The following is a 23,933-nucleotide window of genomic DNA, read 5'->3' on the forward strand; positions in this document are numbered from 1 at the left end:
CGCTTCAGCCCCGCCTGGCGACATGTTTGGCGGCGGAGGGATCGGCGGCCTGGATTTTCGCGAGTTCGCGCTCGACGTGGGATGAGTAGACGTCTTCCGCAGGCCGCTGGTGCGAGAGATCGACGTCGGGCGCCATTGGCCCTTCGGTGCGAACGCCCTTGCGCCCCACGGCAAACATCTTGAGCGGATGACGGATCGCGTCCGTTGCGGCTGTGCCTTCGAAGCCGCAATGGGTCATGCAATTGGCGCATTTCTCGTACTTGCCGACGCCGTACTGATCCCAGTCGGTGCCTTCCATCAGTTCGGCGAAAGTGTCGACATACCCTTCGCCGAGCAGGTAGCACGGCTTTTGCCAGCCGAAGACCGTGCGCAGCGGCATCGACCAGGGCGTGCATTCGTAAGTCTGGTTGCCCGCCAGAAAATCCAGGAACAGCGGTGAGTTTGTGAAGGTCCACGCCTTGCCGCCCTTGCCGCGCTTGAACACGTCGCGGAAGAACTGCTTCGTGCGTTCGCGATTGAGGAAATGCTCCTGGTCCGCCGCGCGTTCGTAGGCATAGCCGGGCGAAACCGTGATTTCCACGCCCAGCGTTTCCATCTGATCGAAAAAGGCCGCTAGCCGCGCCGGATCCGCGCCGTCGAACACGGTGCAGTTCACCTGCACGCGAAAGCCTTTGGATTTGGCGAGATGAATGGCTTCCACCGCCACGTCGAAGGTGCCGTCCTGATCCACGGCCTCGTCATGCATCCCCCGGTCGCCATCGAGATGGATGGACCATGTGAAGAAGGGAGAGGGCTGGTAGTCGCCGATTTTCTTTTTCAGCAGAAGGGCATTGGTGCAGAGGATCACCAGCTTCTTGCGCTCGATGAAGCCCTGCACGATGCGTGGCATGTCCCTGTGCAGCAGGGGCTCACCCCCGGCGATGGAGACGGCGGGGGCGCCGCATTCCTCGATCGCGGCCATGCACTGGTCGTAGCTGAGGCGTTGATTGAGGATCGAATCGGGATAATCGATCTTGCCGCAGCCCGGACAGGCCAGATTGCAACGGAACAGGGGTTCCAGCATCAGCACCAGCGGATATTTCCCGCCCTTGATATGCCGGCTGAGAGTATAGGCGCCGATCCGCGCAATCTGAGACAGGGGCAGGGTCATCGGATGCTTCCTATTCGGCGGCGCGCACCTGCGTGGCGGCGGCGCGGCGCAGGGCGGCCGGCAGGCGGAACTGGATGGTTTCCTTCACTCCGTCGAGTTCGGAGACCGTTGCCGGGCGCAGTTTCTTGAGCGCGGCGATCACGCTGTCCACCAGTTCGTCGGGTGCGGATGCGCCGGCGGTGATGCCTACCGTGCGTACGTTGTCCAACCATTGCGGATCGATCGCGCTGCCATCGTCGATCAGATGGCTTTCGACACCCATTTCCGTGCCGATTTCACACAGTCGCATGGAATTGGAACTGTTGTGGGCGCCCACTACCAGAACCAGATCGCTTACCGACGCCAGTTCGCGCACGGCAGTCTGGCGGTTCTGCGTGGCGTAGCAGATGTCGTTGACCTCGGGGCCGACGACGTTGCTGAAACGTTCGTGCAGCGCGGCGATCACGCTGCGGGTGTCGTCGATGCTGAGCGTGGTCTGGGTGATATAGGCGATGGCCGTATCGATATCGAACGGCAGCGCCATGACGTCTTCGGATGTCGAGACCAGATGGATCGGCGCATCGATCTGGCCGATCGTGCCGATGACCTCGGCATGGCCGGGATGGCCGATCAGCACCACCGCGCGCCCCGCTTTCACATAATGACGGCCCTGGAAGTGGACCTTGGTGACCAGCGGGCATGTGGCGTCGATCGTGGGCAGGCTGCGTTCGCGCGCCTCCTCCTCCACGGAGCGGGCGACACCGTGCGCGCTGAATATGGTCATCGCGCCGGGGGGGATTTCGGAAAGTTCGTCAACGAAGACCGCGCCTTTTCCACGCAGCTGGTCGACAACATGCTTGTTGTGGACGATTTCATGCCGAACGTAGACGGGTGCGCCGAACTGTTCGAGCGCACGTTCGACAATTTCAATAGCTCGAGTAACACCAGCGCAAAAACCGCGCGGGTTGGCGAGTACAATCTGCAACGGTTCGCCTGGGTCGGAATTCGGAGTTACCACCGATATCTCCCCTCATGGGAATGGCATCGCCCCTCTGATACTTGTTTAGTGGCATCGAGGAAAGCGAAGAGACGGTAACACCGGAATAAATCTAAGGAAGTCGCAGGAGGGTGCAGCTCGTCCTTGCCATCGCGACAGGTGATGGTGCACCACCGTCGGCGCAGAGGGATCGCGATCCGCCAGTGACGGAGTTCTTGAATGCGCCATCCGATTGTAACGCTGAGCCTGCTTTTCTCGCTGACGCCGGTTGTCGCCGCGGCCCAGACTGTAGATCCGGCACGCGCGACAGTGCAGCAACTTAATGACAATCTTATCAAGGTGATGAAGAGCGGCGCCGCGCCGCAGGCGCGAACGGCGGCGCTATCGCCGGTGTTGGACCGGGCATTCGATCTGCCGTTGATGACCCGTCTGGCCGTCGGTCCCACCTGGACAAGTCTGGCGGCGGCCGATCAGGATGCGCTTGTTCGCAGTTTTCGCCGTATGACGATCTCTCAATACGCCCGCAATTTTGATACCTGGTCCGGCGAAAGTTTCACCATGGATCCGCAAGTTCAGCAGCGCGGCGGCGACAGGTTGGTGCGCACGACGCTGAATGTGCCCAAGCAGGCGCCTGTCGCCATAAGCTATCGCCTGCGGCAAAACGGCAGCGACTGGAAGATCATCGACGTCTTCTACCGCAATTCGATCAGCCAGATCGCCACGCGGCGATCCGATTTCGCCTCGGTATTGCAAAAGGGCGGGGCGGCTTCGCTGGTCGCGCACATGGATGCCATTGCAGCCAAGGGCGAGAAATTTTGATCACCCCGCTGATCGTGCCGGCAGTGCTGTTTGCGTCGCCGGCCGATCTTCCCGCGCCAAATGAGACCGCGGTTCAGGTGGGGCGACTTGCCCTTGCTACCCCGCTCGCGAGTGATTCGGGCGGGCCGGTGCAGATCGATCTGCCGCCGCCCGTGGTCATTATCGACATGCAGGGCCAGACGGGGCCTGCCTCTGACGATACCACGGACGCAGCTGCGGCCGTGCCGGCCGACGATATCGAAGCCGATGCCATCAAGGCGGAAAAAGACCCGCTGGAAGGCTTCAACCGCACGATGTTCGGCATCCATCAGGCGCTGGACAAGGCTTTGTACCGCCCGGTGGCCATGGGCTACCAACATATCGTGCCGAAGCCGGTCCGTTCCGGCATTCGCAATTTTCTGAGCAACCTGACCGAACCCTTCGTTTTCGTGAACTTCCTGTTGCAGGCGAAACCGGGCAAGGCGGCAGAGACTTTCGCGCGTTTCACGATCAATTCCACGCTCGGCCTTGCCGGGGTGATCGACGTAGCGAAACACAAGGACTTCAACTTGCCGCATCGGCCCAATGGGTTCGGCACGACATTGGCGATTTACGGTGTGAAATCCGGTCCTTACCTGTTTATTCCGTTCATCGGCCCGACGACGCTTCGCGATGCAGTGAGCATGCCCGCCGATGAAGCCCTGCTGCCGCTAGCGGTCGGCCGCCCCTTCACGGCCTGGCAGTACCAGCTGTCAACGGGAGCGGTGAACGGTTTCAACCTGCGGGCCGAGGCGGATGTGGAACTGCGCACCTTGTTTGCCGATGCGATAGATCCTTACGCGACATTGCGGTCGGTCTACCTGCAGAATCGCGCCGCAGAGATCGAGGAAACCCGGGGGCATCACCGGGTGAACAAGGGTGATACTCCATCGAAACTGGGCGATCCGCTGAACGATCCGGCGGGCCAGGCTGCGCCCGCCCAGCAATCCGAGGCGCCGGAGTTGCGGGATCCGATGAAGGATCCTGCAGGGAACTAGCGGTCAGACTGCTTGCGCGGAGGGCCCAGCAGAGCCGGCTCGAAGATCAATGCGCAGATCAGCGTCCAGATCAGCGAAATCATCAGGATTTTCCCCATGCTGGCGGTCCCCGGGTGACGGGATAGCCACAAGCTTCCGAATGCCGTTCCGGTAGCGAATGCGCTGAACATGACCGCGCGGGCCAGGCTGGATTGCAACAATCCGGTCGCGCCGCTGCGCCAGGCCATGACGAAATAGATGTGAAACGCCACGCCCACTCCGAAGAGCAGGGGGAAGGCAATGATATTCGCAAAGTTGATGGGCTGTCCGATCAGCACGCAACTGCCGAGCGTCAGGAAGATGGACAGGATCACCGGGGCAAGGGTGAAGGCCACTTCCGTCACATCGCGCAGCACCAGGAACAGCAGCACGCTGACCAGCAGGAAGGCCAATATGCCCGCCTGAATGAAAGCGCCGGCGACCGTGCCCGCCGCGGCTTGGGTCGCCACCGGCAGGCCGGAAATCGCGGGCGTGACTTGCGCAACGGCGTTGCGGAGCTGGCGGATCACCGCATTGTCGTTGGCATTCCCGCTGGGGAACACCTGCAGGCGGACCAGCCCGTTCGGCGCCACCCAGTCGCGGACCAGATCCGGCGGAAGCGTTTCGCGGGTCACGGGTGCGGCCTGCAATGCCAGTCTGATCTGATCGAGCATCACGCCCAGCGGTTGCGAAAGCATGGTGTTGACCTCCGCGCGCTCGCTTGCCGATGCCACGCCCAGCCGGTGAAAGGACGCTGCAATCCGGCGGGCCTCGTTTCCATCGGCGCCGGGATGCGCGGCGGCGGCTTCGCGCAGCTTTGTCTCCATACCGCCGATGGCATTGCGCAAGTCGGCATCGCTTGGCGGTGGGGCGGTATCGAAGGGATTGATCGTCAGGTCCAGCAGCAGCGATGCATCCTGGATCAGTGCCAGCTTGGCATCCTGTTGTTCCGGCACGAAGCTGTCCAGCGAGACGACTTGCGCGACTTCGGGCAGGCGCGACAGGCGCTGGGCCAACTGTTGGCCCTCGGCCGGATTGGCTGCCAGCACGTCGATCACGTTGGGGGTTCGATCGGGATCGCGGGTCAGATCCTTCAAGGCGCGCATCGCGGGGGCATCGGGATCGCGCAGGTCCAGCGGATTGAAGTCGAATACGGCCCAGGGCAGCAGAGCGATGCCGGCGGCCATGGCCAGGCCGAAAGCCCACAATACCGCGCTGCGCTTGCGCTCCAGCAAGCGATCGACCGGGGCAAGCGCCTTGAAGCCCACGTCACCGCGGGGCGTGCCGGGGCGCAGCAGCAGGATCAGCGCGGGCAGCACCGTCAGGCTGAACAGCAGGGCCACGATCATGCCAAGGCCGGCGATCACGCCCAGTTCGGCAATGCCGACGTAAGCAGTGGGCAGGAACGCGCCGAAGCCCAGGAAGATGGCCCCCGCCGCCAGCAGCAGCGGTGCGCCCAGTGCCACGGCGGCCTGCCGCAAGGCCGCGTCCGGAGCGGCGCCGGCAACCCTCTCGGCATTGAAGCGCACGCAGATCTGGATGCCGAAATCGACACCCAGGCCGACGAAAAGGGGAATGAAAGCGACTGAGATCAGGTTGAACCGTCCGATCGCCAGCAGGCCGACGGCGCTGGTGACGATCAGGCCGGACAGGATGGTGATCATGATCGCCGCGACCAGACGCACCGACCGGGTCGCGAGCCAGAGGGTGAGCAACATCGCCGCCATCATGACGATTGCGACCAGACCGATATTTTCCTGAAGCGTCGCAAACTCTTCGTCGGCCAGAGGAACTTCACCGGTAAGGCTGATGCGCAAGCCATGCGCCTGATCGAGGGCAAGCGCTTTGGCGGCCTTGGTCACGGCAGCGCTTGCCGCCTCGCCGGGCATCAAGGCTCCGTGATCGAGCACCGGCTGGGTCAGGATCAGGCGCCGGGTCGGCGGGCTCAATCCCTTGCCTTCGCCGGCGAACAGTCTTTGCCATGAAAAGTGAGGGTTCCTGCCATCGAGCGAACCGTCGATTGCGGTGCTGAGAGCGTGAAGCGGTCTGTCGATCCGGCTGAGGGGGATTTCTCCGGAGGCAACGCCGTCCAGCATGGTGGAAAGCGAAACCGTAACGCCGCGCAGGCTTGGGTCCGCGGCGAGGGGCCCGAGCATCGGCTGCGCGTCGATCATCGACTGGGTGGCACTGCGCACGTCTTCCACCGATCCGAACAGCAGGCCTTCGCGGGCGAAGAAATCGCCCCCGTCAGGCCGCGTGACCAGACGGAAATGCGCCTTGTCGCCGCTCAGGCTGGCGGAAAGCCGGGCGGCTGCGTCTTCCGCCAGTTCCGGCGTTTCGCCATCGAGGATGATGAGCATGTTGTCGCGCAATTGCGGAAACGCGGTTTCCATCCGCTGTTCCTGCTGCCGCCAATCGACCTTGGGAGAGATCAGCGCCGCCGTGTCGGTGGTCATCGCGATGCGATCGGTCACGATGAACAGTGCCAGTCCGGTGAGGATCAGGCCCAGCAGCAGCGTCACCCACGGTGTGCGGATGCTTGCGAAGACGAGCGCGGATGGCGAAAGGTGCCTCAATGCCCGCCGGGGCCCCTGGCGCCCATGAAATAGCGCAGGCTGAAGCGGATCGTTTGCGCGCCGCCGTCATAGGTGAAGGCCGCATCGGCGAATTTGGGCGGGCCGAGCGTGATCTTCGCGTCGTTTGAGAAGCCGACGCCTTCCTTGGGAATGCCCAGCAGAGCGCGGTCCACTTTGCCATTGCCGTTCTCGTCCAGAAACGCCTGCACGGCATAGCGCCCGGCCGGAACGGAACGGGCGATGACCCGCGTAACGCCGGCCTGTGCCGGTGCTTCGGCCGAATAGGGGCAATCGTCCTTCAGGAAGCGGCTCTCCGGACAGATATCGACATGGACGCGCCCATTGGAGACGCGGACATTGCCGACATCGATGGTCAGTACAGCCCCGGCCGGCGCCGAGGCCGCCAGCAATCCGGGCATCAGGCAAAGAAGCAATGCCGTTCGGGGCACTGCTGGCCGGAGCATCAAAAGTGAGGGCGGCTTACGGATTGACGGAGCCACGCGTCCGTCCATAGCCGGGGATTTCATGCCCCAAGGCTGCGAGCACCGTTTCCACGATCGCGGCCGCGTCCAACCGGGCTTCGGCATATTGCTTTTCGGGCTTGTCCTGCCCCTGAAACACATCCGGCAGCCGCATGGTGCGGATCCTCAGTCCGGCATCGACCAGTCCCAGATCGCTGGCCAAGGTCAGCACATGGCCGCCCAGACCGCCAATCGCGCCTTCCTCGACCGTCACGGCCACGTCGTGCGTCAGCAGCAGCTTGCGGATCAGCGCTTCGTCCAGCGGCTTGGCGAAGCGCAGGTCGGCCACGGTGGTGGAAAGGCCCTTCGCGTCCAGCGTTTCGGCCGCTTTCAGCGCCTCTTCCAGTCTGGTCCCCAGCGACAGGATGGCGACATGGCGCCCTTCGCGCATCACGCGGCCCTTGCCGATCTCCAGCCGCTCCGCCGTTTCCGGCAGGGGAACGCCAGTGCCGTTCCCACGCGGATAGCGGAAGGCGATCGGCCCCGTATCGTGCAGCGCGGCGGTATGCACCATGTGCACCAGCTCCGCCTCGTCGGCCGCCGCCATGACGACCATATTGGGCAGGGTGGCAAGATAGGTGACATCGAAGCTGCCCGCATGGGTCGACCCATCGGCGCCGACCAGACCGGCACGGTCTATGGCGAAGCGCACCGGCAGCTTCTGGAGCGCCACGTCGTGCACCACCTGGTCGTAGGCGCGCTGCAGGAAGGTGGAATAGATCGCGCAGAACGGGCGCATGCCCTGCGCGGCCAGACCCGCCGCGAACGTCACCGCATGCTGCTCGGCGATGCCGACGTCGAACGTGCGATCGGGGAAGGCCTTGGCGAACTTGTCCAATCCGGTGCCGGCCGGCATGGCGGCGGTAATCGCGCAGACAGTCCCGTCGCGCTGGGCTTCGGCGATCAGGGCCTGCGCGAAGACACCGGTATAGCTGGGCGGCCCGGCCGGTGCCTTGGCCTGCGCGCCGGTGATGACGTCGAACTTCTGCACCCCGTGGTACTTGTCGGCTGCGGCTTCGGCCGGGGCGTAGCCCTTGCCCTTCTTCGTCACGACGTGGACGAGGCAGGGGCCTTCCGCCGCGTCGCGGACGTTTTCAAGGATCGGGATCAACTGGTCGAGGTCATGCCCGTCGATCGGGCCCACGTAATAGAAGCCCAATTCGTCGAACAGGGTTCCGCCCATCGCCATGCCCCGCGCGTAGGAATCGGTCTTGCGCGCGGCGATCATCAGCGGGCGGGGCAGCTTGCGGGCCAGCCGCTTGGCGATATCCCGCAGGCCAAGGAATTCGCGGCTGGACACCAGCCGCGCCAGATAGCCGGACAGCCCGCCGACGGGCGGCGCGATCGACATGTCGTTGTCGTTGAGGATGACGATCAGCCGATTGCCCGCCTCCCGCGCGTTGTTCATCGCTTCGTAGGCCATGCCGGCGGACATCGATCCGTCGCCGATGACGGCGATGGCCTTGCCCGGCTGACCGCTCAGCTTTCTGGCGACGGCGAACCCCAGCGCGGCGCTGATCGAGGTGGAGCTATGGGCCGCGCCGAAGGGGTCGTAGGGACTCTCGTCCCGCTTGGTGAACCCGCTGAGGCCGCCGCCCTGGCGCAAGGTGCGGATGCGATCGCGCCGCCCGGTCAGGATCTTGTGGGGATAGCATTGATGCCCGACGTCCCACACCAGCTTGTCGTCCGGCGTATTGAATACGTAGTGAATGGCGGTGGTCAGTTCCACCACGCCGAGGCCCGATCCCAGATGTCCCCCGGTCACTCCGACCGTAGAAATCACTTCCTGCCGAAGTTCGTCAGCCAGTTGCGGCAGTTGATCCGGCCGCAACGCGCGCAAATCCGAAGGCCAGACAACCTGATCAAGAAGGTTCCGCTTGGGCATCATAAGCTTGGGCTCCCTGTATATTTCAGGCTGCACAGCGCACGATTGGCCCATGGGTTAAATCAACTGGGTGCCGGATGCCATATAAATCATGCCGTTCAATGCCATGATCCCGTCGCATTCCCGGTTCGGGGGCTACGGGACCATGGCATCGTGATGGGAGGCGGCAGGCTGTTCAGGACTGGCCCCGAGCATTTGCGGCCGCCTGCGGTTCCGCACGAAAGCTGATGGCCATCCGGTTGTAGGTGTTCATCAACCCGATCGCGAGGGTGAGGTCGGCCAGTTGCTTCTCGTCGAAGACCTGCGCCGCTGCCTCATAGGCCGCATCGGGCACGTGCGTTTCGGCAACGCGGGTGACCGTTTCCGCCCAGGCCAGTGCCGCGCGTTCCTGCGCATCGAACAGTGGGTCGCTTTCGGCCCAGGCCGGCACCAGCACCAGCTTTTCCAGCGCCATGCCGTCCTTGATCAGATCGCGGCTGTGCATGTCGATGCAATAGGCGCAGCCGTTGATCTGGCTGACACGCAGGTAGACAAGGTCCACCAGCGTCTTGGGCAAGCCGCTGGTCATGATGTAGCCATAGAGGCCGCCCAGCGCCTTCATGCCGTTCGCTGCTGCCCGGTTGTAATCCATGCGCATCGTTCGTCTCCTTGAAAGAGAGAAGGGGCGGCGCCCCGATGGAGCGCCGCCGGTTTTCCTTCAGATATTGCTCATGCCGCCGTCGATGATCAATTCGCTGCCGACGGTGTAGCGGCTCTCGTCCGAGGCAAGGTGGACCACGGCCTCGGCAATTTCATTGGGTTCGCCGAAGCGGCCCGCCGGGATGGCGCCGATCAGATAGTCCTTCATGCCGCTGAGATCCGCATCGGACAGGCCCAGCTTGCCATAGATCGGCGTGGTGACCGGCCCGGGGCTGACGACGTTGGCCCGGATGCCGCGTCCGATCAGTTCGCCGGAAAGCGTGCGGGCAAGCGAGATCAGCGCAGCCTTGGAGGCGGCATAGACGATCGAGTTGGGCTTGCCGAGACGGGCGTTGATCGATCCGTTGAGAACGATCGAGGCCGGATTGCCGAACAGCGGCAGCAGCGCCTGTACCAGGAACAGCGGGCCCTTCACATTGACCGCGAATGTGCGGTCGAAGCCGGCTTCATCCCAGTTTTCGAGCGGGCGGAAGTCGGCCACGCCGGCGTTGACGAAAAGGACGTCCAACTGGCCGAACGCTGCGCGGATTGCCTCCGCGATCGCCGCCTGTCCGGCAACGTCGCCGGCATCGGCGCGGATGGTGAGCACGTCGCCCAGTTCGGCCTTGGCGGCGGCCAGCTTTTCCTCGCTGGTGCCGGTGATGGCGACGGTGGCGCCTTCTTCGATGAAGCGGCGGGCCGTGGCGAGGCCGATTCCGCTGGTTGCTCCGGTTACGAGTGCGAACTTGTTGGAAAGACGGTTCATTTCAAAGCTCCTTGTATGGGGCCGGCGTCCATCGCGTCGGCGACAGGTATCCATCTATGCTTCAATCGATCCTTGATCGATGGGCAGAAGATGGGGCATTCATTCAGGAAAGCTGAAGGATTGGCTTATGGACCGTTTGCGTGCCTATGAAGTGTTTGCCGCCGTGGTTCGCGTGGCGGCTTCGCGCGCGCCGCCGATGCGCTTGATACCTCTCCGGCCAATGTTACCCGTTATGTCTCGGAACTGGAGGGGCATCTCGGCACGCGCCTGCTCAACCGTACGTCGCGCCGCGTCTCGCTGACCGAGGCAGGCGAGGCGCTTTACGAGCGCGCCCGCGCCATTCTTGACGATGTCGAAGAGGCGGAGGCCGCCGCGACCGCCAGCGCCGCCGGGGCGCGCGGTCGCTTGCGGATCAACGCGCCGCTCGTCTTCGGCATGCGCCATCTGGCCCCGCTGTGGCCGCGCTTCATGGCTTTGCATCCGCAAGTCGAACTCGACATCGCGCTGACCGACCGCGTTGTGGACATTGTCGAGGAAGGTTTCGACCTCGGCATCCGCATTTCGCGTGGCGGATCGCAAAGCTATGTATCCCGCAAACTGGCAACGTCGCGCAATGTCCTCTGCGCTTCTCCGGCTTATCTTGCGAAGCACGGCACACCTCGGGATCCTGCTGCACTCGCCGACCATGCCTGTGTAATCTATGGATATGCGCCGGAACCCGATATCTGGACCTTCCTCGACGATGCCGGCGTTGAAACGCGGGTGCGCGTGGGAACGCGGCTGCGCGTGGGAACGCGGCTGCGCACGAATAGCGGCGATACCGCGCGCGCCGTGGCGCTGGCGGGCGAGGCGATCACCTGGCAGCCAAGTTTCCTGATCGGTGAGGATCTGCGTGACGGTGCCCTGCTGCCGTTGCTCCCCGGCTGGAACCTTCCGGATATCGACATCCTCGCCCTCTACGCCAGCCGGCGGCATCTTTCTGCCAAAGTGCGGCTTATGGTAGATTTCCTTGCCGACGCGTTCCGGGGCATCCCGCCTTGGGAAAGCGATGCCCAGGCCCTGTCCGAAAGGCCCGCTCCAATGGCTTCCTAATAGGCCGTGCGACGCGGGGACGGGGGAATTGTCACGCGCCAGAAATATCCGCGCAATGTGCGCCTGATAGGCCATGTTGAGCCAAAGCGGATGGGCTCGCTCTGGACAGTTGCGCCCTCGCTGCTTTAATTAACGAACAAACAGGTCGCTAGAATTGTGGAGTTGTGTGTGGCCGGTGGGCCCGATCTTGGACTTAAGGGGCTGTGCCCCGGTGATTTGCTGATCGCTTTCGGCGTGAGTCACGAATGCGCTGTTGGTTACGGGCAATTCCCGTATCGGCGCCTCGATATGCAAGGCTGATCCCATGAAGCGTCGCTTGCACGTCCCCGCCATCGGCGGGCGGCATCAATTCGCGCACTTTTTGCCTGTCGCTTTCGAGCTGCAACGCCGGGGTTCCTTCGACGTGACGGTCTTCGTGCCCCATGCCGACGATATCTGCGAGGTCAAGGCCATTGCGGACGGCGTGGGATACCCTTTGCCGAAGGTCGTGGCCATGGATCTGCCTTCCTGGCTTGGCAGCCACATGCCCCAAAGGCTCGACAAGCTTTCCCGCCTTCTGTTTTGGGCCAATCGCATTCGCGCTGCCGACGCGATTCTCTGTGCGGAACGGACTTCCACTCTCCTGAAGCGTCTGCCGGGACGCTGCGGCAAGTTGATCCACATTCCGCATGGCGCCGGGGATCGCGCCGTCGGCTTCGAAAAGCGGTTCCGCTTTTTCGACTACGTGGTGGTTGCCGGTCGGAAGGATCGCGACAGGTTGCTGCGCGAAGGACTGGTCAGCGAACAGAACTGCGCAGCCGCCGGCCCCGTGAAAATTGCCGCAAGCCTTCGCATGCAAGCGCAGCGGCCGCGCCTGTTCGACGACAGTCGCCCGATCATTCTCTACAATCCCCACTTCAACTGCAAGTTGTCCTCGGCAGGCGATTTCACTGCCCGCCTTGTCGAGGCGGTTCTCGCCGATGGCCGGTACAATCTGGTCGTCGCGCCCCATGTCAGGCTGGCGGAACAGTGGGATGATGCCCGGCTTGAGGCGCTGAAGGCGCTGGCCGTGCCGGGCCGCGTGATCGTCGATCTGGGATCGCGACGTTCCATCGACATGACCTATACCTTTGGCGCCGATCTCTATCTGGGGGACGTCAGCAGCCAGGTCTACGAATTTCTCGTCCAGCCGCGCCCATGTCTGTTCGTCAATGCGCATGACGCCCGATGGGAGGGGAATCCCGATTATGCCATGTGGCAATTCGGCGATGTGATTTCGCCCGATTGCGATATTCTTGGCGGGATAGATCGGGCTTTCCACCGCCACGACCGGTACAAAACGGCGCAAAGGGCGCGTGCGCAGCAGGCGCTGGATGGCCTGGACTGGGACGAGAACGGCGACGTGAAACTGGCAGCCGGGGATCCGATTGCGAGAGCGGCAGAACTCATCGAACAGAGCACGAAAGCCGGCTACGCAAGGCCGGCGCGCGCCGCGATCGCCACGCGGTGGAAGAAGCGCGATCTGTCGTTCAGATGAGCGGTCGGCGCATCGCCGACAGGTGAACTGAAGACCGCGCCTGCCGCACGGCGAAGGCCCCAAGTGTGCGAGGGGCGGGACCGACGCCGAATATCATGATGACCGATTTTATCGTGCCTTGCCGAGGGATGGGCGCGGCGCAACCGTATCCCCTGCATGACGTCGCATGATATCTCCGGTCGCCCCCTGTTCCAGCGTAGACGTGTGCTTGCCCTTGGCGGCGCATTTGCCGGAAGTCTTGGAGTAGCCGGGCTGTTCCCGGCCTGGGCGAAGAGCGGGACGTCGGGCATCGTCCATGCACGCACTGTTTCCGGCGCTCTTACCGGCAACTCCATCGCGCTGCAGATCGGCGAGAGCCATTTTGCGACCGGCGGGCGTTCGGGCCATGCGGTAACCGTCAACGGCACGCTGCCCGCGCCGCTGCTGCGCCTGCGCGAAGGCGAGACGGTGCGCATCGCCGTCACCAACAATCTGAAGGAGCAGAGCTCGATCCACTGGCACGGGCTGCTGGTGCCGTTCCAGATGGACGGTGTGCCGGGTGTCAGCTTCCCCGGCATCGATCCGGGCGAGACCTTCGTCTACGAGTTCCCCCTGACCCATTCAGGCACATTCTGGTACCACTCACACTCCGGGATGCAGGAGGCGGAAGGGCTGTTCGGCCCGATCGTGATCGATCCCGCCGGCCCCGATCCGATCGCCTGGGACCGCGAGCATGTGCTGGTCCTGTCGGACTGGAGCTCGATCCATCCGCATGAGCAGATGCGCCGTCTGAAGATGATGGGTGGCTACTTCAACCGCCAGCGCCAGACGCTTTCCGGGCTGCTGGCCGGCAAGGACCAGTCGCTGGCCGACCGTCTTGGCTGGGCGAAGATGCGCATGGACGCGACCGATATCTCGGACGTGACCGGATCGACTTACAGCTTCCTCGTCAACGGCCACGGCAATGCCGAGAACTGGACCGGCCTGTTCGCGCCGGGCGAGAAAGTGCGCCTGCGCGTCATCAATGCCTCGTCGATGACGAACTTCAACTTCCGTATTCCCGGGCTGCCGCTGACCGTGGTGGCAGCGGACGGCAATCCCGTGCAGCCGATCGAGACCGACGAAGTGCAGATCGCGATTGCCGAGACTTATGACTTCATCGTCGAACCCGGCTCGGCGGAAAGCTACGGAGTGATTGCAGAGGCCATCGACCGCTCCGGCCTCGTCCGCGCAACACTGGCGCAGCGGGCGGGCCTTGTTGGCGAGACACCGAAATTGCGCGAACGGCCTGTGCTCACCATGCGCGACATGGGTATGGACATGAGCGGCATGGACATGGGCGAGGGCGGCGAGATCGACCTCAGCAAGCCTGCCAACAGTTCCATGAGCGGCCATTCGATGTCGATGCGCGATCCCTCGGTCGCGCCGGGCGTGAAGATGGGGCCGGGCGTCGCCACGCTCTCTCCAATGCCAGTAGACCGGCTTGCCGACCGCCCGACTGGACTGGAAAGCGTCGATCACCGCGTGCTGACGTATGCGGACTTGCGCTCGCGCGATCCCAATCCCGATCCGCGCGTGCCGAGCCGCCAGATCGACGTGCATCTGACCGCGAATATGGAACGCTACATGTGGTCCATGGACGGCGAGGCGATGTCGGAGAATCCGGCGCCGATCCCCTTCCGGCTGGGCGAGCGCGTGCGCGTCAATCTCATCAACGACACGATGATGCCGCACCCGATCCACCTCCATGGCCACTTCTTCGAACTGGTCAGCGGAGAACCTGGGAACCGGGCGCGCAAGCACACTGTCAACGTTTTGCCGGGCGGCAAGGCTTCGTTCGATCTCACCACCGATGCCGAGGGCGACTGGGCCTTCCACTGTCACATGCTTCTGCACATGCACGCTGGAATGATGCGCGTGGTGACGGTGCGCCAGGAGCGAGAAGCCTGATGGGACGCCTCTTCCCGGTCCTCACCTCGCTGCTGCTGGCGACCTCCCCTTTGGCCGTGCAGGCACAAGAGCCCGGCTCCACACCGACGCAGGCCGACGAACATGCCGGAATGGATCATGGCAGCATGGACCATTCACAGATGGACATGTCTGGCATGGACATGAGCGCGCCGGACATGAAGGGCATGGATCATTCCGCCCACGCCGTGCCCGCAAGCACTGCCTTCGACGAGCCGGGCAACGCGCCGCCGCCGCCGGTGCCGACAGACTATCCCGCCGAGCGGTTCTTTGCGCCCGACCGCATGGCGGCCTCGCGCGCGGCGATGGTGAAGGAGATGACATTCAACACCTTGGCGCTTCAGGTCGATCAACTGGAATTCCGCACCGGCAAGGGCGGAGACGGCTTCGGCTGGGAAGGGCAGGCATGGTACGGCGGCGATATCGACCGGATCGTGCTCGCCAGTGAGGGCGAGGGCACGTTCGGCGAGCGGGCCGAGCGCATCGAACTGGGAGCCTACTGGCGTCACGCCCTTGATCCGTGGTTCAACTTGCAACTCGGCATGAGGCAGGATTTCCGCCCCGATCCGCAGCGCACTTATGCACTGGTCGGCATCGAGGGGCTGGCGCCTTATTGGTTCGAACTGCAAGGCCAGTTGCTCGTTTCGAACAAGGGCGATGTTCATGCACGCGGCAAGGCAGGCTATACCCAGCGCATCACCCAGTCGCTGGTGGTCGAGCCCGAGGCCGAGGTGGATTTTGCGTTTCAGGACGTACCGGCGCTGAATGTCGGCGCAGGCTTCGAGCGCCTCGAAATGGGGGCAAGGCTTCGCTATGAACGCAACCGCTCGCTGGCGCCTTATGTGGGCGTAAATTGGGAGCGTAAGCTTGGCGGAACCGCCCGAATTGCGCGGGCTGCGGGTGAGGGTGTGTCCGGCGTTTCGGCGGTTTTCGGTGTGCGCGCGATGTTCTGACCGGCGCGGTCGACATAGAGCATTTTCTAATCAGATGGAATCATCTGATGACTCGGAAAATGCGGCCAACCGAAAACTGCTCTAGGGGTTCAATCGCGGTGAAGACGGGGAATGTCCCAATAGCGCGCGTATTTGCGCCCGCTTAGCGTTTCGACCGGCAAAACTTTTGTCGTTGACGACAGGGGATGCGGGTGCGCCACGATTTGCTTGGTAGGAAATTTCGCACGGTTGCGGTGTTGGGTGGCAGTATCATCCTGGCCGGTATCGCTTCGCCTTTGCGTGCGCAGGAAACGGATGCCTCGCAGCCGGTAATCGCCGCCACCTCCGAGGTGCAACCGCCGGATGCCGCTGCGCCTGAAGACTCGTCAACGCAGCCGCACAAAACCGGCTTCTTCAGTCGCTTCATTGATGAGCAGGATCACGGATTGGACTTGTCCAATTTCCTTGCCAAGGGCGGTTTCATACCCGTTCCGATCATCATCACAGAGCCTGCGGTGGACGGTGGGTTCGGGTTGGCGGCCGCCTTCCTCTCGGTGCACCCGGACCGTCCCAGACAAGTGACCAAGCACATCGTGGGGGCCTTCAAGACCGGTAACGGTTCGAAGGGCATCGGCTATTTTCAATCGGGTTATGCCATCGATGGGCGGCTCAATTATCGGTTCGGTATTGGCCACGGCAAAATCACCCTGGATTCCTATCCCGCTTTCGCACCCGGCGGCGTCGAATATACCAACCACTACGACTACGGCATCCTGGGATCCGCACTCTGGCATTTCGGCGACGAACGCTTCTCCGCAGGACCGCTGTTCGATTTCCGGAAGCTCAAGTCAAAGTTGGATATTTCCGGGCTACCCGACGACTTTTCGGACAACTTCAACCACACCCTGCACACAGGCGCGCTGGGCTTTGGCTTTCACTTCGACAGCCGCGACAATACCCTGACGCCCACCAAGGGAACCAACGCCTATATCGAAGGAAAATTCAACCGGAGCGCTTTCGGCAGTGACCGGAACTATGAAACCTACAGCCTGGAAACCTATTCCTTCGATCACTTCACATCCAATCTGCGCTTTGGGATGAAGTTCGAACTGAAGGCCATTCGCGGTGATTTTCCTGTCTTTTTCGCACCTGCCGTCGATCTGCGCGGCGTTCCAGCCATGCGATATCAAGGTATGAGCGCCGTCAGTTCCGAATTCGAAACGACATGGCAATTGACCCCGCGCTGGTCTGTGCTTGCCTTCGGCGGCTTTGGGACGACGGATGCGGGCAGCAAACGGATTTACAAGGATTCGGGTGGCATCTGGGCGGGCGGCGCCGGCTTTCGCTATCGCCTCGCGCGCAAGCTGGGTTTCGATGCCGGGGTGGATGTCGCCTATGGACCGGACGGGGCCGTCTTCTACCTGCAGTTCGGCCATGCCTGGTCTTTGGGTATGGACTGACCTGACGGACGCGCAGATGCTTCGTTACTTCGCACGCCAAGGCGGTAGCTTTACGGTCTGCGATGTGATGAATCTGATGCTATGGAAGGCGACAAATGGGGCGCGACGCCGGCCAGACCCACTATCGCGACCATGACCGCCGCGTGGCCAATATCGCCGATATTTGCACAAGAAGACTACTTGCCTTGTTTCCAGCAGGAGAATTCCGATGGGTAAGAGCAGATACATGGTGATGGGCGGGTTGGCGCTGGCGGTCGGCGCCGTGGGGCTGGCCCAGGCGAAGCCGCCCGCCGCTCTAGCCGATCTGGTGGGTATGCGCGGCAGTTCGCTTGACAACGAGATGTCCAATCGCGGCTTTGAACTGGCCCGCGCGCAAGGCACGCAATTCTGGTGGAATGGTTCGAGCCGCACCTGTGCAGCGGTCTCGATCGGCAACGGCCGGGTCGCGCGGATCGACACCGCGACGCCGCAGCAATGCGGGAAAAGCGGTAACGCAAGCGCATCGCAAGGGTTCGACTGCAACGCGCCCGATGTTTCAGAGGCAGATCGTTATCGCTGCCAGCCCGGCGCCAGTGGCAGCGGACAGTCCGGCGGCCGCGCTGCCGCCATCAAGGCCTGCCAGGATGCATTTGGCCCCAATGGCAAAATGGGCACGGTAAGCGCGCTGCGGCCCGGTTTCTGGGAAGTGATCCTCTCAGACAATTACGGCCGCAAGGTCTCGTGCACCGGGCGCGCTGAAGGCCGGGTGGAGCAATGGGACGAAATCGGAAAGAAGTGACGGAGAAGAGCCGGATCGTAGCACGCAGTGCCGCGACCCGGCCCAGAACCCATTCCAGTTGGCAGATGCGAGGGCAAACGATGAAATGGGCCATCGGCATTTCGGTGTTTTACGTGCTGCTTTGCGCTTCGGCGTTCCTGCTGATCCCGGCGAGTTCCCATGGTTGGTTCGGGGTTTCGGACGATCCGCTTAGCGGGGTCTTCGTGCTGCTGCTGGCTCTCCCGTGGACGCTACTCCTCCCGCATCTCGGCGATCCGGGGATGGTCGGGGCAATTGCTGTGATAGTCGCCGGCATAATCCTGAATGTGGCGATTGTACTTTGTGCGGGCCGCTGGGCAAGCCGGAGGAGGCGTTGAAACATAAGCGGCGCGTCGCGCTGCCGCTAAGGGCGTATGCGTCTCGTTAGATAAGCCCCCGGGATAGCGATCAGCGTCCCGGAGGCCATTCTATCGTTCAGGCCTGCACGAAGGCGAGCAGGTCGGGATTGATGGTGTCGGCGTTGACGGTGAGCATGCCGTGCGAGAAGCCCTCGTAGATCTTGAGTGTCGCATCCGGCAGGATCTCTGCCTGAAGCACGCCGGCATTCATGTAGGGCACGACCTGATCGTCATCGCCGTGGAGCACCAGCGTGGGCACCGTGATCGCCTTCAGATCGTCGGTCTGGTCGGTTTCCGAGAAGGCCTTGATGCCGTCATAGTGCGCCTTGGCGCTGCCCATCATGCCCTGGCGCCACCAGTTGTCGATCACGGCGGGCTTCACATCGGCGCCGTCGCGGTTGAAGCCATAGAACGGGCCGGCGGCAACGTCGCGGAAGAACTGCGAGCGGTTGGCGGCAAGCCCGGCGCGCAGACCGTCGAACACTTCGATCGGCAAGCCGCCCGGATAGCGCTCGGTCTTGAGCATGATCGGCGGTACGGCGCTGACCAGCACGGCCTTGGCGACGCGCCCCTGCGGGATGCCGTAGCGGGCGACATAGGCCGCGACTTCACCGCCGCCCGTCGAATGGCCGATGTGGATGGCGTTGCGCAGGTCGAGGTGCTCCATCACTGCGGCGGCATCGGCAGCGTAGTGGTCCATGTCATGACCCTCGCTCACTTGTTCCGAGCGGCCATGGCCGCGGCGGTCATGGGCGACGACGCGATAGCCCTTGGAGAGGAAGAACAGCATCTGCGCATCCCAATCGTCCGAGGAGAGCGGCCAGCCGTGGTGGAAGACGATCGGCTGGGCATTCTTGGGGCCCCAATCCTTGAAGAAGATTTCGACGCCGTCTTGGGTGGTTACGTATGCCATGGGGAAATTCCTTCAAAGATGTGTGGTGGGGCAGAGCCCTGGAGCGGGGCCTTGGTGTCAGCCGCTGACAAGCCTTCTGGCGAAGATCAGGATTTCTGAAAAGTCGCATAAAATCTTTGTTATATTTCGATAAATTGGAACATTTGATCTGTCGCTTTGACCGGGATCGGGCTTGAGGATGCAGTTGCCGCGACCGGGGGCGCGGGAACGTCTCAGGCTTCGTGCCGGTTAGGGACAGGAAGAGGCGCCGCAGTTCGGCACTTTTTCGAGGAGATGGAACATGAGCGATAGCCAGTCCCGCCAGCCCGGGGATCGTCCAAAGAACCACGAAGTCGAAAACGAGATGATCAAGCCGCCCGCCGCCAAGGGGAAGGCACCGCGGGCAGCAACCGATCCGCACGGTAGCGACAAGGCGACTGGCCGGGGCAAGGACGGTCCGCCGCCGCCGGGAAACATTCACGAGGTCGAGGATCGCAAGGGCGCATCCTGATGCCTTCACGTGCCCGCCGAGCAACGGGGCGTCTGGCGCTATCGCGGGCGCAAACTCGCTTACAGGGTATGGCCGGGGGTCACACCGCGTGTGGGCCACACTCTGCCTCGACAGGGCATCGATCGGTGGCGGGATCGGGACCTTATTCAGTTTTCGCGCGCTTCATTCCCGTGAGCCAAGCATGGCGAGAACACAGGAGAGTTTGATGAGCATCAAGGGCGAAATCAAGGAAGCCGCCGGCTACGTGAAGGAAGAAGCCTACGAACACGGCAAGTCCGCCAAGAGCCAGGAAAAGGCTCAGGAAGGGCGTGATCTTCGCAACGAAGGCCGGGTCGAAGATGGCAAGGCTCCGAAGTCGGGCACGCCCGGCAACGGCAAGCCTTGACCCTTACAATCCTATTCCGGCAAGCGTGATTGCAGGCTAGCCGGTCCCACCCGCCGCCCCGATCTCTCCGGATTGGGGCGGTGTTTTTTCGTCGTCGGCGTTTGCGGCACGATGGTTTCGGGGCGAAAACTTCACCGTTGAAAACGATAGGGATCGAACAGGTTCGCATCCGGCCCCGGCGCCCCATCGATGGCAGCTTCCAGTAACTCAGCCGCCAGCGCTGCAAAAGCGATCCCGTTGCCCCCGAACCCAGCGGCGATCCAGACATGCTCCATCGATTGCGCGGGACCTATCGCCGGCAAGCTGTCCGGGGAGCTGCCGAAGGTGGCTGTCCAGGCGCAATCCCAGTCGATCTTGTCTTGGCCCAGCATGGCGGCAAGGCGGGCGGCGATCCTGCCGGCCTTGGCTTCCAGCAGACCATCGCGTGCTTCGGCCTGCGACAGTTCGACATCCTCGCCGCCGGCAATGATCCGCCCTTCGCTGCACGAACGGACGTAAAGGTAGGGATCGTTCGCTTCCCAGATCATCGCATCTTCCTGCCACAACGGCGCGGTACCGGGCCTTGTTGCGATGACGTATGTCGACAGCAAGGAGAACTGGGGCGGCAGGAAGAGGCGGGCCCGTTCATATCCGGTGGCCAGGATCACGTCCTTTGCCATGAACGTTCCGCCCGCTGCCGTTTCCAGCTCAACGCCATGGCTGGACGGGTGAAGCGCGACGACGTCCACGGGATAGCTCAGCGTGCACCCCCGCGATCCGGCACGAGCCAGAAGGGCATGGCAGGTTCGCACCGGGTCGATGGCATAAGTGCCGGTGGAAACCAGTCCGGCTCTTGGTGCTATTCCGAACCGCTTGGCGACCGCTTCTGCGGGAAGATAGTGGCTTGGAAGCCCGTGCCGCCGGTGAAGGCGTCCCTCGGCTTCAAGCCCCTCCGGATCCAACAGACTTCCGGCCAGATAAAGCGTCGGGCTATCGCGCTTCAACGAAGCGTCCAGATGGTCGAGGTGCTTGCCGAAGCGCTCCACGGCTTCAAACACGCGTCGCCATCGCCGGACGGCTTCCGCTTCGCCCAGTTCCCGGGCCAGAAAAAGCAAAGGTGTGTCCATGGCCCACATGATCTGGGCCGTGGACGCCGCCGTGCTTCCGCTGCCCGGCGGACGCCGATCGCAGATTGCCACGCTTCGTCCGCCGCGGGCGAGTCTCTCTGCCAGAACGGCACCCATGATCCCGCCGCCAAGAATGGCGACATCGACTGGCGATGTGGGCAAGGAAGCGGAGCCGGGAGGGTGCCAGTCCAGTTCACGCCACGGCACTCTGCCGGTCCGCAGATCCCTTGCCTCGGTAAGCGGTATGGAAGCGCTCACGCGAGATCGCGCACTTTCGCCTCGCGCGCCCAGTGCCGCTTCGCGCCCACTTTCGTGAATTCCTCCACGGGCACGACACCCTCGTCCTTGTCGATCCCAGCCTTGTCGAGGATTACCTGCGAGCCCGGGCAGTGGGCGATCGTCTTGCAATGCCCATAAGCATCCATGAACCATTGGACCGCAGCACCCTGCATGGCCAGCTTCTCGGCGGCTTGCGGCATCAGGATAGAAGCGACGGCGTCGAAAAGCACCGAGGGAGAGCCTGCAAGCTGGCCATCGGCTTCCAGTGTACCGCCTTTGACGGCAATCCCGCCGACCTTGGGCGCCACGAGAAAGGGCGTGCCGCCTGCTTTCTCGATCGCGGACTTGAGCGTTTCGATCGCGGTCTTGTCAGATCCTTCGGCGAATAGGATGGCGACCTTGCGCCCTTCCAGCGTATCGACCGCCTTCTTCTGGATGGAAAGCGCATCCGACGGCTTCATCTCCACCGGCGCGCGCGCGGCCTTGGCCTTCCCCGGCAGATCGATGGCGAGGCCGTCCGCCACGCGCTTGGCGAGCTGCTCGTCGACATTGCGCAGCCGCGCGACCACGCGCTCGCGAATGTGGGGAATGGCAACCTTTGAAAGTTCGAAGACAATGGCCGATGCGATGTGCGCCTGCTCGTTCTCGGTCTGCGAATGATAGAACAGCGCCGCCTGGCTGTAGTGATCGGCAAAGAGTTCGGATCGGACGCGCAGCTTCGCTTCCGGTTCGTTGCGTTCAGCGTTTTGGGAAAAGGTGGTAAAGCCGGTTTCCGGCGAGGCGCGTGGGCCGGCATCCTCGCCGGCCTCTGCCAGGCTATTCGGTTCGTAGTTCGCCCTTCCGGTCGGCACTTGCGTCTGCATCATGCCGTCGCGCTGGAAGTTGTGGAACGGGCACTTGGGCGCGTTGATCGGAATCTGGTGGAAATTGGTCGTGCCGAGCCGCGACTTTTGCGTGTCCAGATACGAGAACAGGCGGCCTTGCAGCAGCGGGTCATTGGTGAAGTCGATCCCCGGGATCACGTTGCTGGGCAGGAAGGCGACCTGCTCGGTCTCCGCGAAGAAATTGTCGACATTCCGATCGAGGGTGAGGCGCCCGACAATCTCCAGCGGGATCTCCTCTTCCGGGATCAGCTTGGTCGCATCGAGCACGTCGTAAGGCTGCTTGGCGGCCCAAGCCTCGTCGAAGACCTGCACGCCCAGATCCCAGGCGGGAAACCCGCCGTCCGCAATCGCCTCGAAGAGGTCGCGCCGGTGGAAATCCGGATCGGCGCCGGCGATCTTCACCGCCTCGTCCCAGACCAGCGATTCCATGCCGAGCACGGGCCGCCAATGGAATTTCACGAATTTGCCCTCGCCGCTTTCATTGACGAAGCGGAAGGTGTGGACGCCGAACCCTTCCATCATCCGATAGGAGCGGGGAATGGCGCGGTCCGACATTGCCCACATGATCATGTGCAGGGATTCCGGCATCAGCGAGACGAAATCCCAGAAAGTGTCGTGCGCGGAAGCGGCCTGCGGATAGCCGCGGTCCGCCTCCATCTTCACCGAATGGATGAGGTCGGGGAACTTGATGGCATCCTGGATGAAGAAGACCGGGATGTTGTTGCCGACCAAATCCCAATTACCCGTTTCGGTGTAGAACTTGACCGCGAAACCCCGCACATCGCGCGGCGTGTCGACCGAGCCGGCCCCTCCCGCGACAGTCGAGAAGCGCACGAAGACGGGGCAGGTCGCGCCCTTTTTCTGGAAAATCGAGGCTTTCGTCAGTTCCGGGATGGCGCGGGTGCATTCGAAGGTTCCGTGGGCGCCGGTTCCACGGGCATGGACGATGCGTTCGGGAATACGCTCATGGTCGAAATGGAATATCTTTTCGCGCAGCACGAAGTCTTCCAGCAGCGAGGGACCCCTTGCACCGGCGCGTAGACTGTTCTGGTTGTCGGAAATGCGATGGCCGAAATTGTCGGTCAGGAATGCCGCGTGGTCGCTGATCGCCCCGGAAACTTCCTGGTGCAGTTCGCCGCCATCGCCCGGTTTGGTCTGGATGTCGTTGCGGCCGGAACCGGCGGCAATCGTGCCGAGCGCATTCTTGACGGCGGGGCTACGGTTGTCCTTGGGGGAGGGCATTGGGACGTCTCCTGCGAATTGGGGCGTGGGGCCGGAACGGCCGGTCAATGTGACAATGAAAGTGCCCTGAACGCATCGGCGTTCCCCCCAGCGATTTCGCCTCGTCGTGCCCTGCGCGCTGCCTGCC

The 23,933-nt window shown here is 63.0% G+C and carries 21 protein-coding genes; 11 read left to right on the forward strand and 10 right to left on the reverse strand.

Annotated elements, in window-relative coordinates; translation table 11 throughout:
• Window positions 1-4: 4 nt before the first annotated feature.
• Both hpnH and ispH read right to left on the reverse strand, forming a co-directional pair.
• Window positions 5-1,150: an adenosyl-hopene transferase HpnH gene (gene hpnH / locus ACZ1JC_RS00450; protein ID WP_465139871.1), complete on the reverse strand. Its 1,146-nt coding sequence runs from the start codon at window positions 1,148-1,150 to the stop codon at window positions 5-7.
• 10 nt (window positions 1,151-1,160) lie between these two features.
• A complete protein-coding gene (ispH, locus tag ACZ1JC_RS00455) occupies window positions 1,161-2,114 on the reverse strand; it encodes a 4-hydroxy-3-methylbut-2-enyl diphosphate reductase (RefSeq protein ID WP_465139870.1) in 954 nt (317 codons plus the stop codon).
• A 231-nt stretch (window positions 2,115-2,345) separates the two neighbouring features.
• Here ispH and ACZ1JC_RS00460 point away from each other — a divergent pair, with 231 nt between their 5' ends.
• Together ACZ1JC_RS00460 and ACZ1JC_RS00465 are read left to right on the forward strand one after the other, a co-directional pair.
• Window positions 2,346-2,945 carry an ABC transporter substrate-binding protein gene (locus ACZ1JC_RS00460; RefSeq protein ID WP_465139869.1) on the forward strand — a complete coding sequence of 200 codons (600 nt, stop codon included), beginning with the start codon at window positions 2,346-2,348 and terminating at the stop codon, window positions 2,943-2,945.
• Complete coding sequence (locus ACZ1JC_RS00465; RefSeq protein WP_465139868.1) at window positions 2,942-3,961, forward strand: MlaA family lipoprotein; 1,020 nt, start codon at window positions 2,942-2,944, stop codon at window positions 3,959-3,961. The genes ACZ1JC_RS00460 and ACZ1JC_RS00465 overlap by 4 nt, the downstream gene beginning before the upstream one ends.
• Here the strand turns inward: ACZ1JC_RS00465 and ACZ1JC_RS00470 are convergent.
• The 5 genes from ACZ1JC_RS00470 to ACZ1JC_RS00490 all read right to left on the reverse strand — a co-directional run bounded on the left by ACZ1JC_RS00470 (window position 3,958) and on the right by ACZ1JC_RS00490 (window position 10,405).
• The gene (locus tag ACZ1JC_RS00470; protein ID WP_465139867.1) at window positions 3,958-6,555 is read right to left on the reverse strand and encodes an MMPL family transporter; all 2,598 of its coding nucleotides are present in this window, start codon (window positions 6,553-6,555) and stop codon (window positions 3,958-3,960) included. The two genes, ACZ1JC_RS00465 and ACZ1JC_RS00470, sit on opposite strands and share 4 nt — an antisense overlap.
• Window positions 6,552-6,974, reverse strand: coding sequence for a DUF2141 domain-containing protein (locus ACZ1JC_RS00475; RefSeq protein WP_465139866.1), 423 nt, complete (start codon window positions 6,972-6,974; stop codon window positions 6,552-6,554). Before ACZ1JC_RS00475 ends, ACZ1JC_RS00470 begins: the two co-directional genes overlap by 4 nt.
• A gap of 61 nt (window positions 6,975-7,035) precedes the next feature.
• Window positions 7,036-8,964 (reverse strand): 1-deoxy-D-xylulose-5-phosphate synthase, encoded by a 1,929-nt coding sequence (gene dxs, locus ACZ1JC_RS00480; protein WP_465139865.1) that lies wholly within the window; start codon window positions 8,962-8,964, stop codon window positions 7,036-7,038.
• Between the two features lie 172 nt (window positions 8,965-9,136).
• A complete protein-coding gene (locus ACZ1JC_RS00485; RefSeq protein WP_465139864.1) occupies window positions 9,137-9,598 on the reverse strand; it encodes a carboxymuconolactone decarboxylase family protein in 462 nt (153 codons plus the stop codon).
• 60 nt (window positions 9,599-9,658) lie between these two features.
• Window positions 9,659-10,405 carry an SDR family oxidoreductase gene (locus tag ACZ1JC_RS00490; protein ID WP_465139863.1) on the reverse strand — a complete coding sequence of 249 codons (747 nt, stop codon included), beginning with the start codon at window positions 10,403-10,405 and terminating at the stop codon, window positions 9,659-9,661.
• Between the two features lie 405 nt (window positions 10,406-10,810).
• Here ACZ1JC_RS00490 and ACZ1JC_RS00495 point away from each other — a divergent pair, with 405 nt between their 5' ends.
• The 7 genes from ACZ1JC_RS00495 to ACZ1JC_RS00525 all read left to right on the forward strand — a co-directional run bounded on the left by ACZ1JC_RS00495 (window position 10,811) and on the right by ACZ1JC_RS00525 (window position 18,486).
• Entirely contained in the window at window positions 10,811-11,497 is a 687-nt protein-coding gene (locus ACZ1JC_RS00495) for a substrate binding domain-containing protein (protein WP_465139862.1), read from the forward strand.
• A gap of 304 nt (window positions 11,498-11,801) precedes the next feature.
• Entirely contained in the window at window positions 11,802-13,013 is a 1,212-nt protein-coding gene (locus tag ACZ1JC_RS00500; protein WP_465139861.1) for a glycosyl transferase, read from the forward strand.
• Between the two features lie 156 nt (window positions 13,014-13,169).
• On the forward strand, window positions 13,170-14,942 hold the full coding sequence (locus tag ACZ1JC_RS00505; protein ID WP_465139860.1) for a copper resistance system multicopper oxidase: 1,773 nt from the start codon (window positions 13,170-13,172) through the stop codon (window positions 14,940-14,942).
• Window positions 14,942-15,913, forward strand: coding sequence for a copper resistance protein B (locus ACZ1JC_RS00510; RefSeq protein ID WP_465139859.1), 972 nt, complete (start codon window positions 14,942-14,944; stop codon window positions 15,911-15,913). The genes ACZ1JC_RS00505 and ACZ1JC_RS00510 overlap by 1 nt, the downstream gene beginning before the upstream one ends.
• Before the next feature lie 191 nt (window positions 15,914-16,104).
• Complete coding sequence (locus tag ACZ1JC_RS00515) at window positions 16,105-17,352, forward strand: hypothetical protein (RefSeq protein WP_465139858.1); 1,248 nt, start codon at window positions 16,105-16,107, stop codon at window positions 17,350-17,352.
• Window positions 17,353-17,578: 226 nt separating this feature from the next.
• Entirely contained in the window at window positions 17,579-18,130 is a 552-nt protein-coding gene (locus tag ACZ1JC_RS00520; RefSeq protein WP_465139857.1) for a hypothetical protein, read from the forward strand.
• 80 nt (window positions 18,131-18,210) lie between these two features.
• Complete coding sequence (locus ACZ1JC_RS00525; protein ID WP_465139856.1) at window positions 18,211-18,486, forward strand: hypothetical protein; 276 nt, start codon at window positions 18,211-18,213, stop codon at window positions 18,484-18,486.
• Between the two features lie 97 nt (window positions 18,487-18,583).
• On the opposite strand, the gene ACZ1JC_RS00530 is transcribed toward ACZ1JC_RS00525, so the two are convergent.
• A complete protein-coding gene (locus ACZ1JC_RS00530; protein WP_465139855.1) occupies window positions 18,584-19,420 on the reverse strand; it encodes an alpha/beta fold hydrolase in 837 nt (278 codons plus the stop codon).
• A gap of 280 nt (window positions 19,421-19,700) precedes the next feature.
• Here ACZ1JC_RS00530 and ACZ1JC_RS00535 point away from each other — a divergent pair, with 280 nt between their 5' ends.
• Complete coding sequence (locus ACZ1JC_RS00535; RefSeq protein WP_465139854.1) at window positions 19,701-19,910, forward strand: hypothetical protein; 210 nt, start codon at window positions 19,701-19,703, stop codon at window positions 19,908-19,910.
• Window positions 19,911-20,115: 205 nt separating this feature from the next.
• Window positions 20,116-20,295, forward strand: a complete 180-nt coding sequence (locus tag ACZ1JC_RS00540) for a hypothetical protein (protein WP_465139853.1) — start codon at window positions 20,116-20,118, stop codon at window positions 20,293-20,295.
• Between the two features lie 131 nt (window positions 20,296-20,426).
• Here the strand turns inward: ACZ1JC_RS00540 and ACZ1JC_RS00545 are convergent, their stop codons facing one another.
• Together ACZ1JC_RS00545 and ACZ1JC_RS00550 are read right to left on the reverse strand one after the other, a co-directional pair.
• A complete protein-coding gene (locus tag ACZ1JC_RS00545) occupies window positions 20,427-21,659 on the reverse strand; it encodes an NAD(P)/FAD-dependent oxidoreductase (protein ID WP_465169054.1) in 1,233 nt (410 codons plus the stop codon).
• Window positions 21,656-23,806 (reverse strand): catalase, encoded by a 2,151-nt coding sequence (locus tag ACZ1JC_RS00550; protein ID WP_465139852.1) that lies wholly within the window; start codon window positions 23,804-23,806, stop codon window positions 21,656-21,658. Before ACZ1JC_RS00550 ends, ACZ1JC_RS00545 begins: the two co-directional genes overlap by 4 nt.
• Window positions 23,807-23,933: the final 127 nt, after the last annotated feature.

The organism is Sphingomonas sp. BL-S-28, from assembly GCF_055521515.1.

Coding starts and splice junctions, on each gene's coding strand:
- ACZ1JC_RS00490 (WP_465139863.1), bottom strand. CDS start 10,405: ATGAACCGTCTTTCCAACAAGTTCGCACTCGTAACCGGAGCAACCAGC.
- ACZ1JC_RS00505 (WP_465139860.1), top strand. CDS start 13,170: ATGACGTCGCATGATATCTCCGGTCGCCCCCTGTTCCAGCGTAGACGT.
- ACZ1JC_RS00530 (WP_465139855.1), bottom strand. CDS start 19,420: ATGGCATACGTAACCACCCAAGACGGCGTCGAAATCTTCTTCAAGGAT.
- ACZ1JC_RS00550 (WP_465139852.1), bottom strand. CDS start 23,806: ATGCCCTCCCCCAAGGACAACCGTAGCCCCGCCGTCAAGAATGCGCTC.
- ACZ1JC_RS00535 (WP_465139854.1), top strand. CDS start 19,701: ATGAGCGATAGCCAGTCCCGCCAGCCCGGGGATCGTCCAAAGAACCAC.
- hpnH (WP_465139871.1), bottom strand. CDS start 1,150: ATGACCCTGCCCCTGTCTCAGATTGCGCGGATCGGCGCCTATACTCTC.
- ACZ1JC_RS00540 (WP_465139853.1), top strand. CDS start 20,116: ATGAGCATCAAGGGCGAAATCAAGGAAGCCGCCGGCTACGTGAAGGAA.
- ACZ1JC_RS00500 (WP_465139861.1), top strand. CDS start 11,802: ATGAAGCGTCGCTTGCACGTCCCCGCCATCGGCGGGCGGCATCAATTC.
- ACZ1JC_RS00520 (WP_465139857.1), top strand. CDS start 17,579: ATGGTGATGGGCGGGTTGGCGCTGGCGGTCGGCGCCGTGGGGCTGGCC.
- ACZ1JC_RS00475 (WP_465139866.1), bottom strand. CDS start 6,974: ATGCCCGGATTGCTGGCGGCCTCGGCGCCGGCCGGGGCTGTACTGACC.
- dxs (WP_465139865.1), bottom strand. CDS start 8,964: ATGATGCCCAAGCGGAACCTTCTTGATCAGGTTGTCTGGCCTTCGGAT.
- ACZ1JC_RS00485 (WP_465139864.1), bottom strand. CDS start 9,598: ATGCGCATGGATTACAACCGGGCAGCAGCGAACGGCATGAAGGCGCTG.
- ACZ1JC_RS00525 (WP_465139856.1), top strand. CDS start 18,211: ATGAAATGGGCCATCGGCATTTCGGTGTTTTACGTGCTGCTTTGCGCT.
- ACZ1JC_RS00460 (WP_465139869.1), top strand. CDS start 2,346: ATGCGCCATCCGATTGTAACGCTGAGCCTGCTTTTCTCGCTGACGCCG.
- ACZ1JC_RS00510 (WP_465139859.1), top strand. CDS start 14,942: ATGGGACGCCTCTTCCCGGTCCTCACCTCGCTGCTGCTGGCGACCTCC.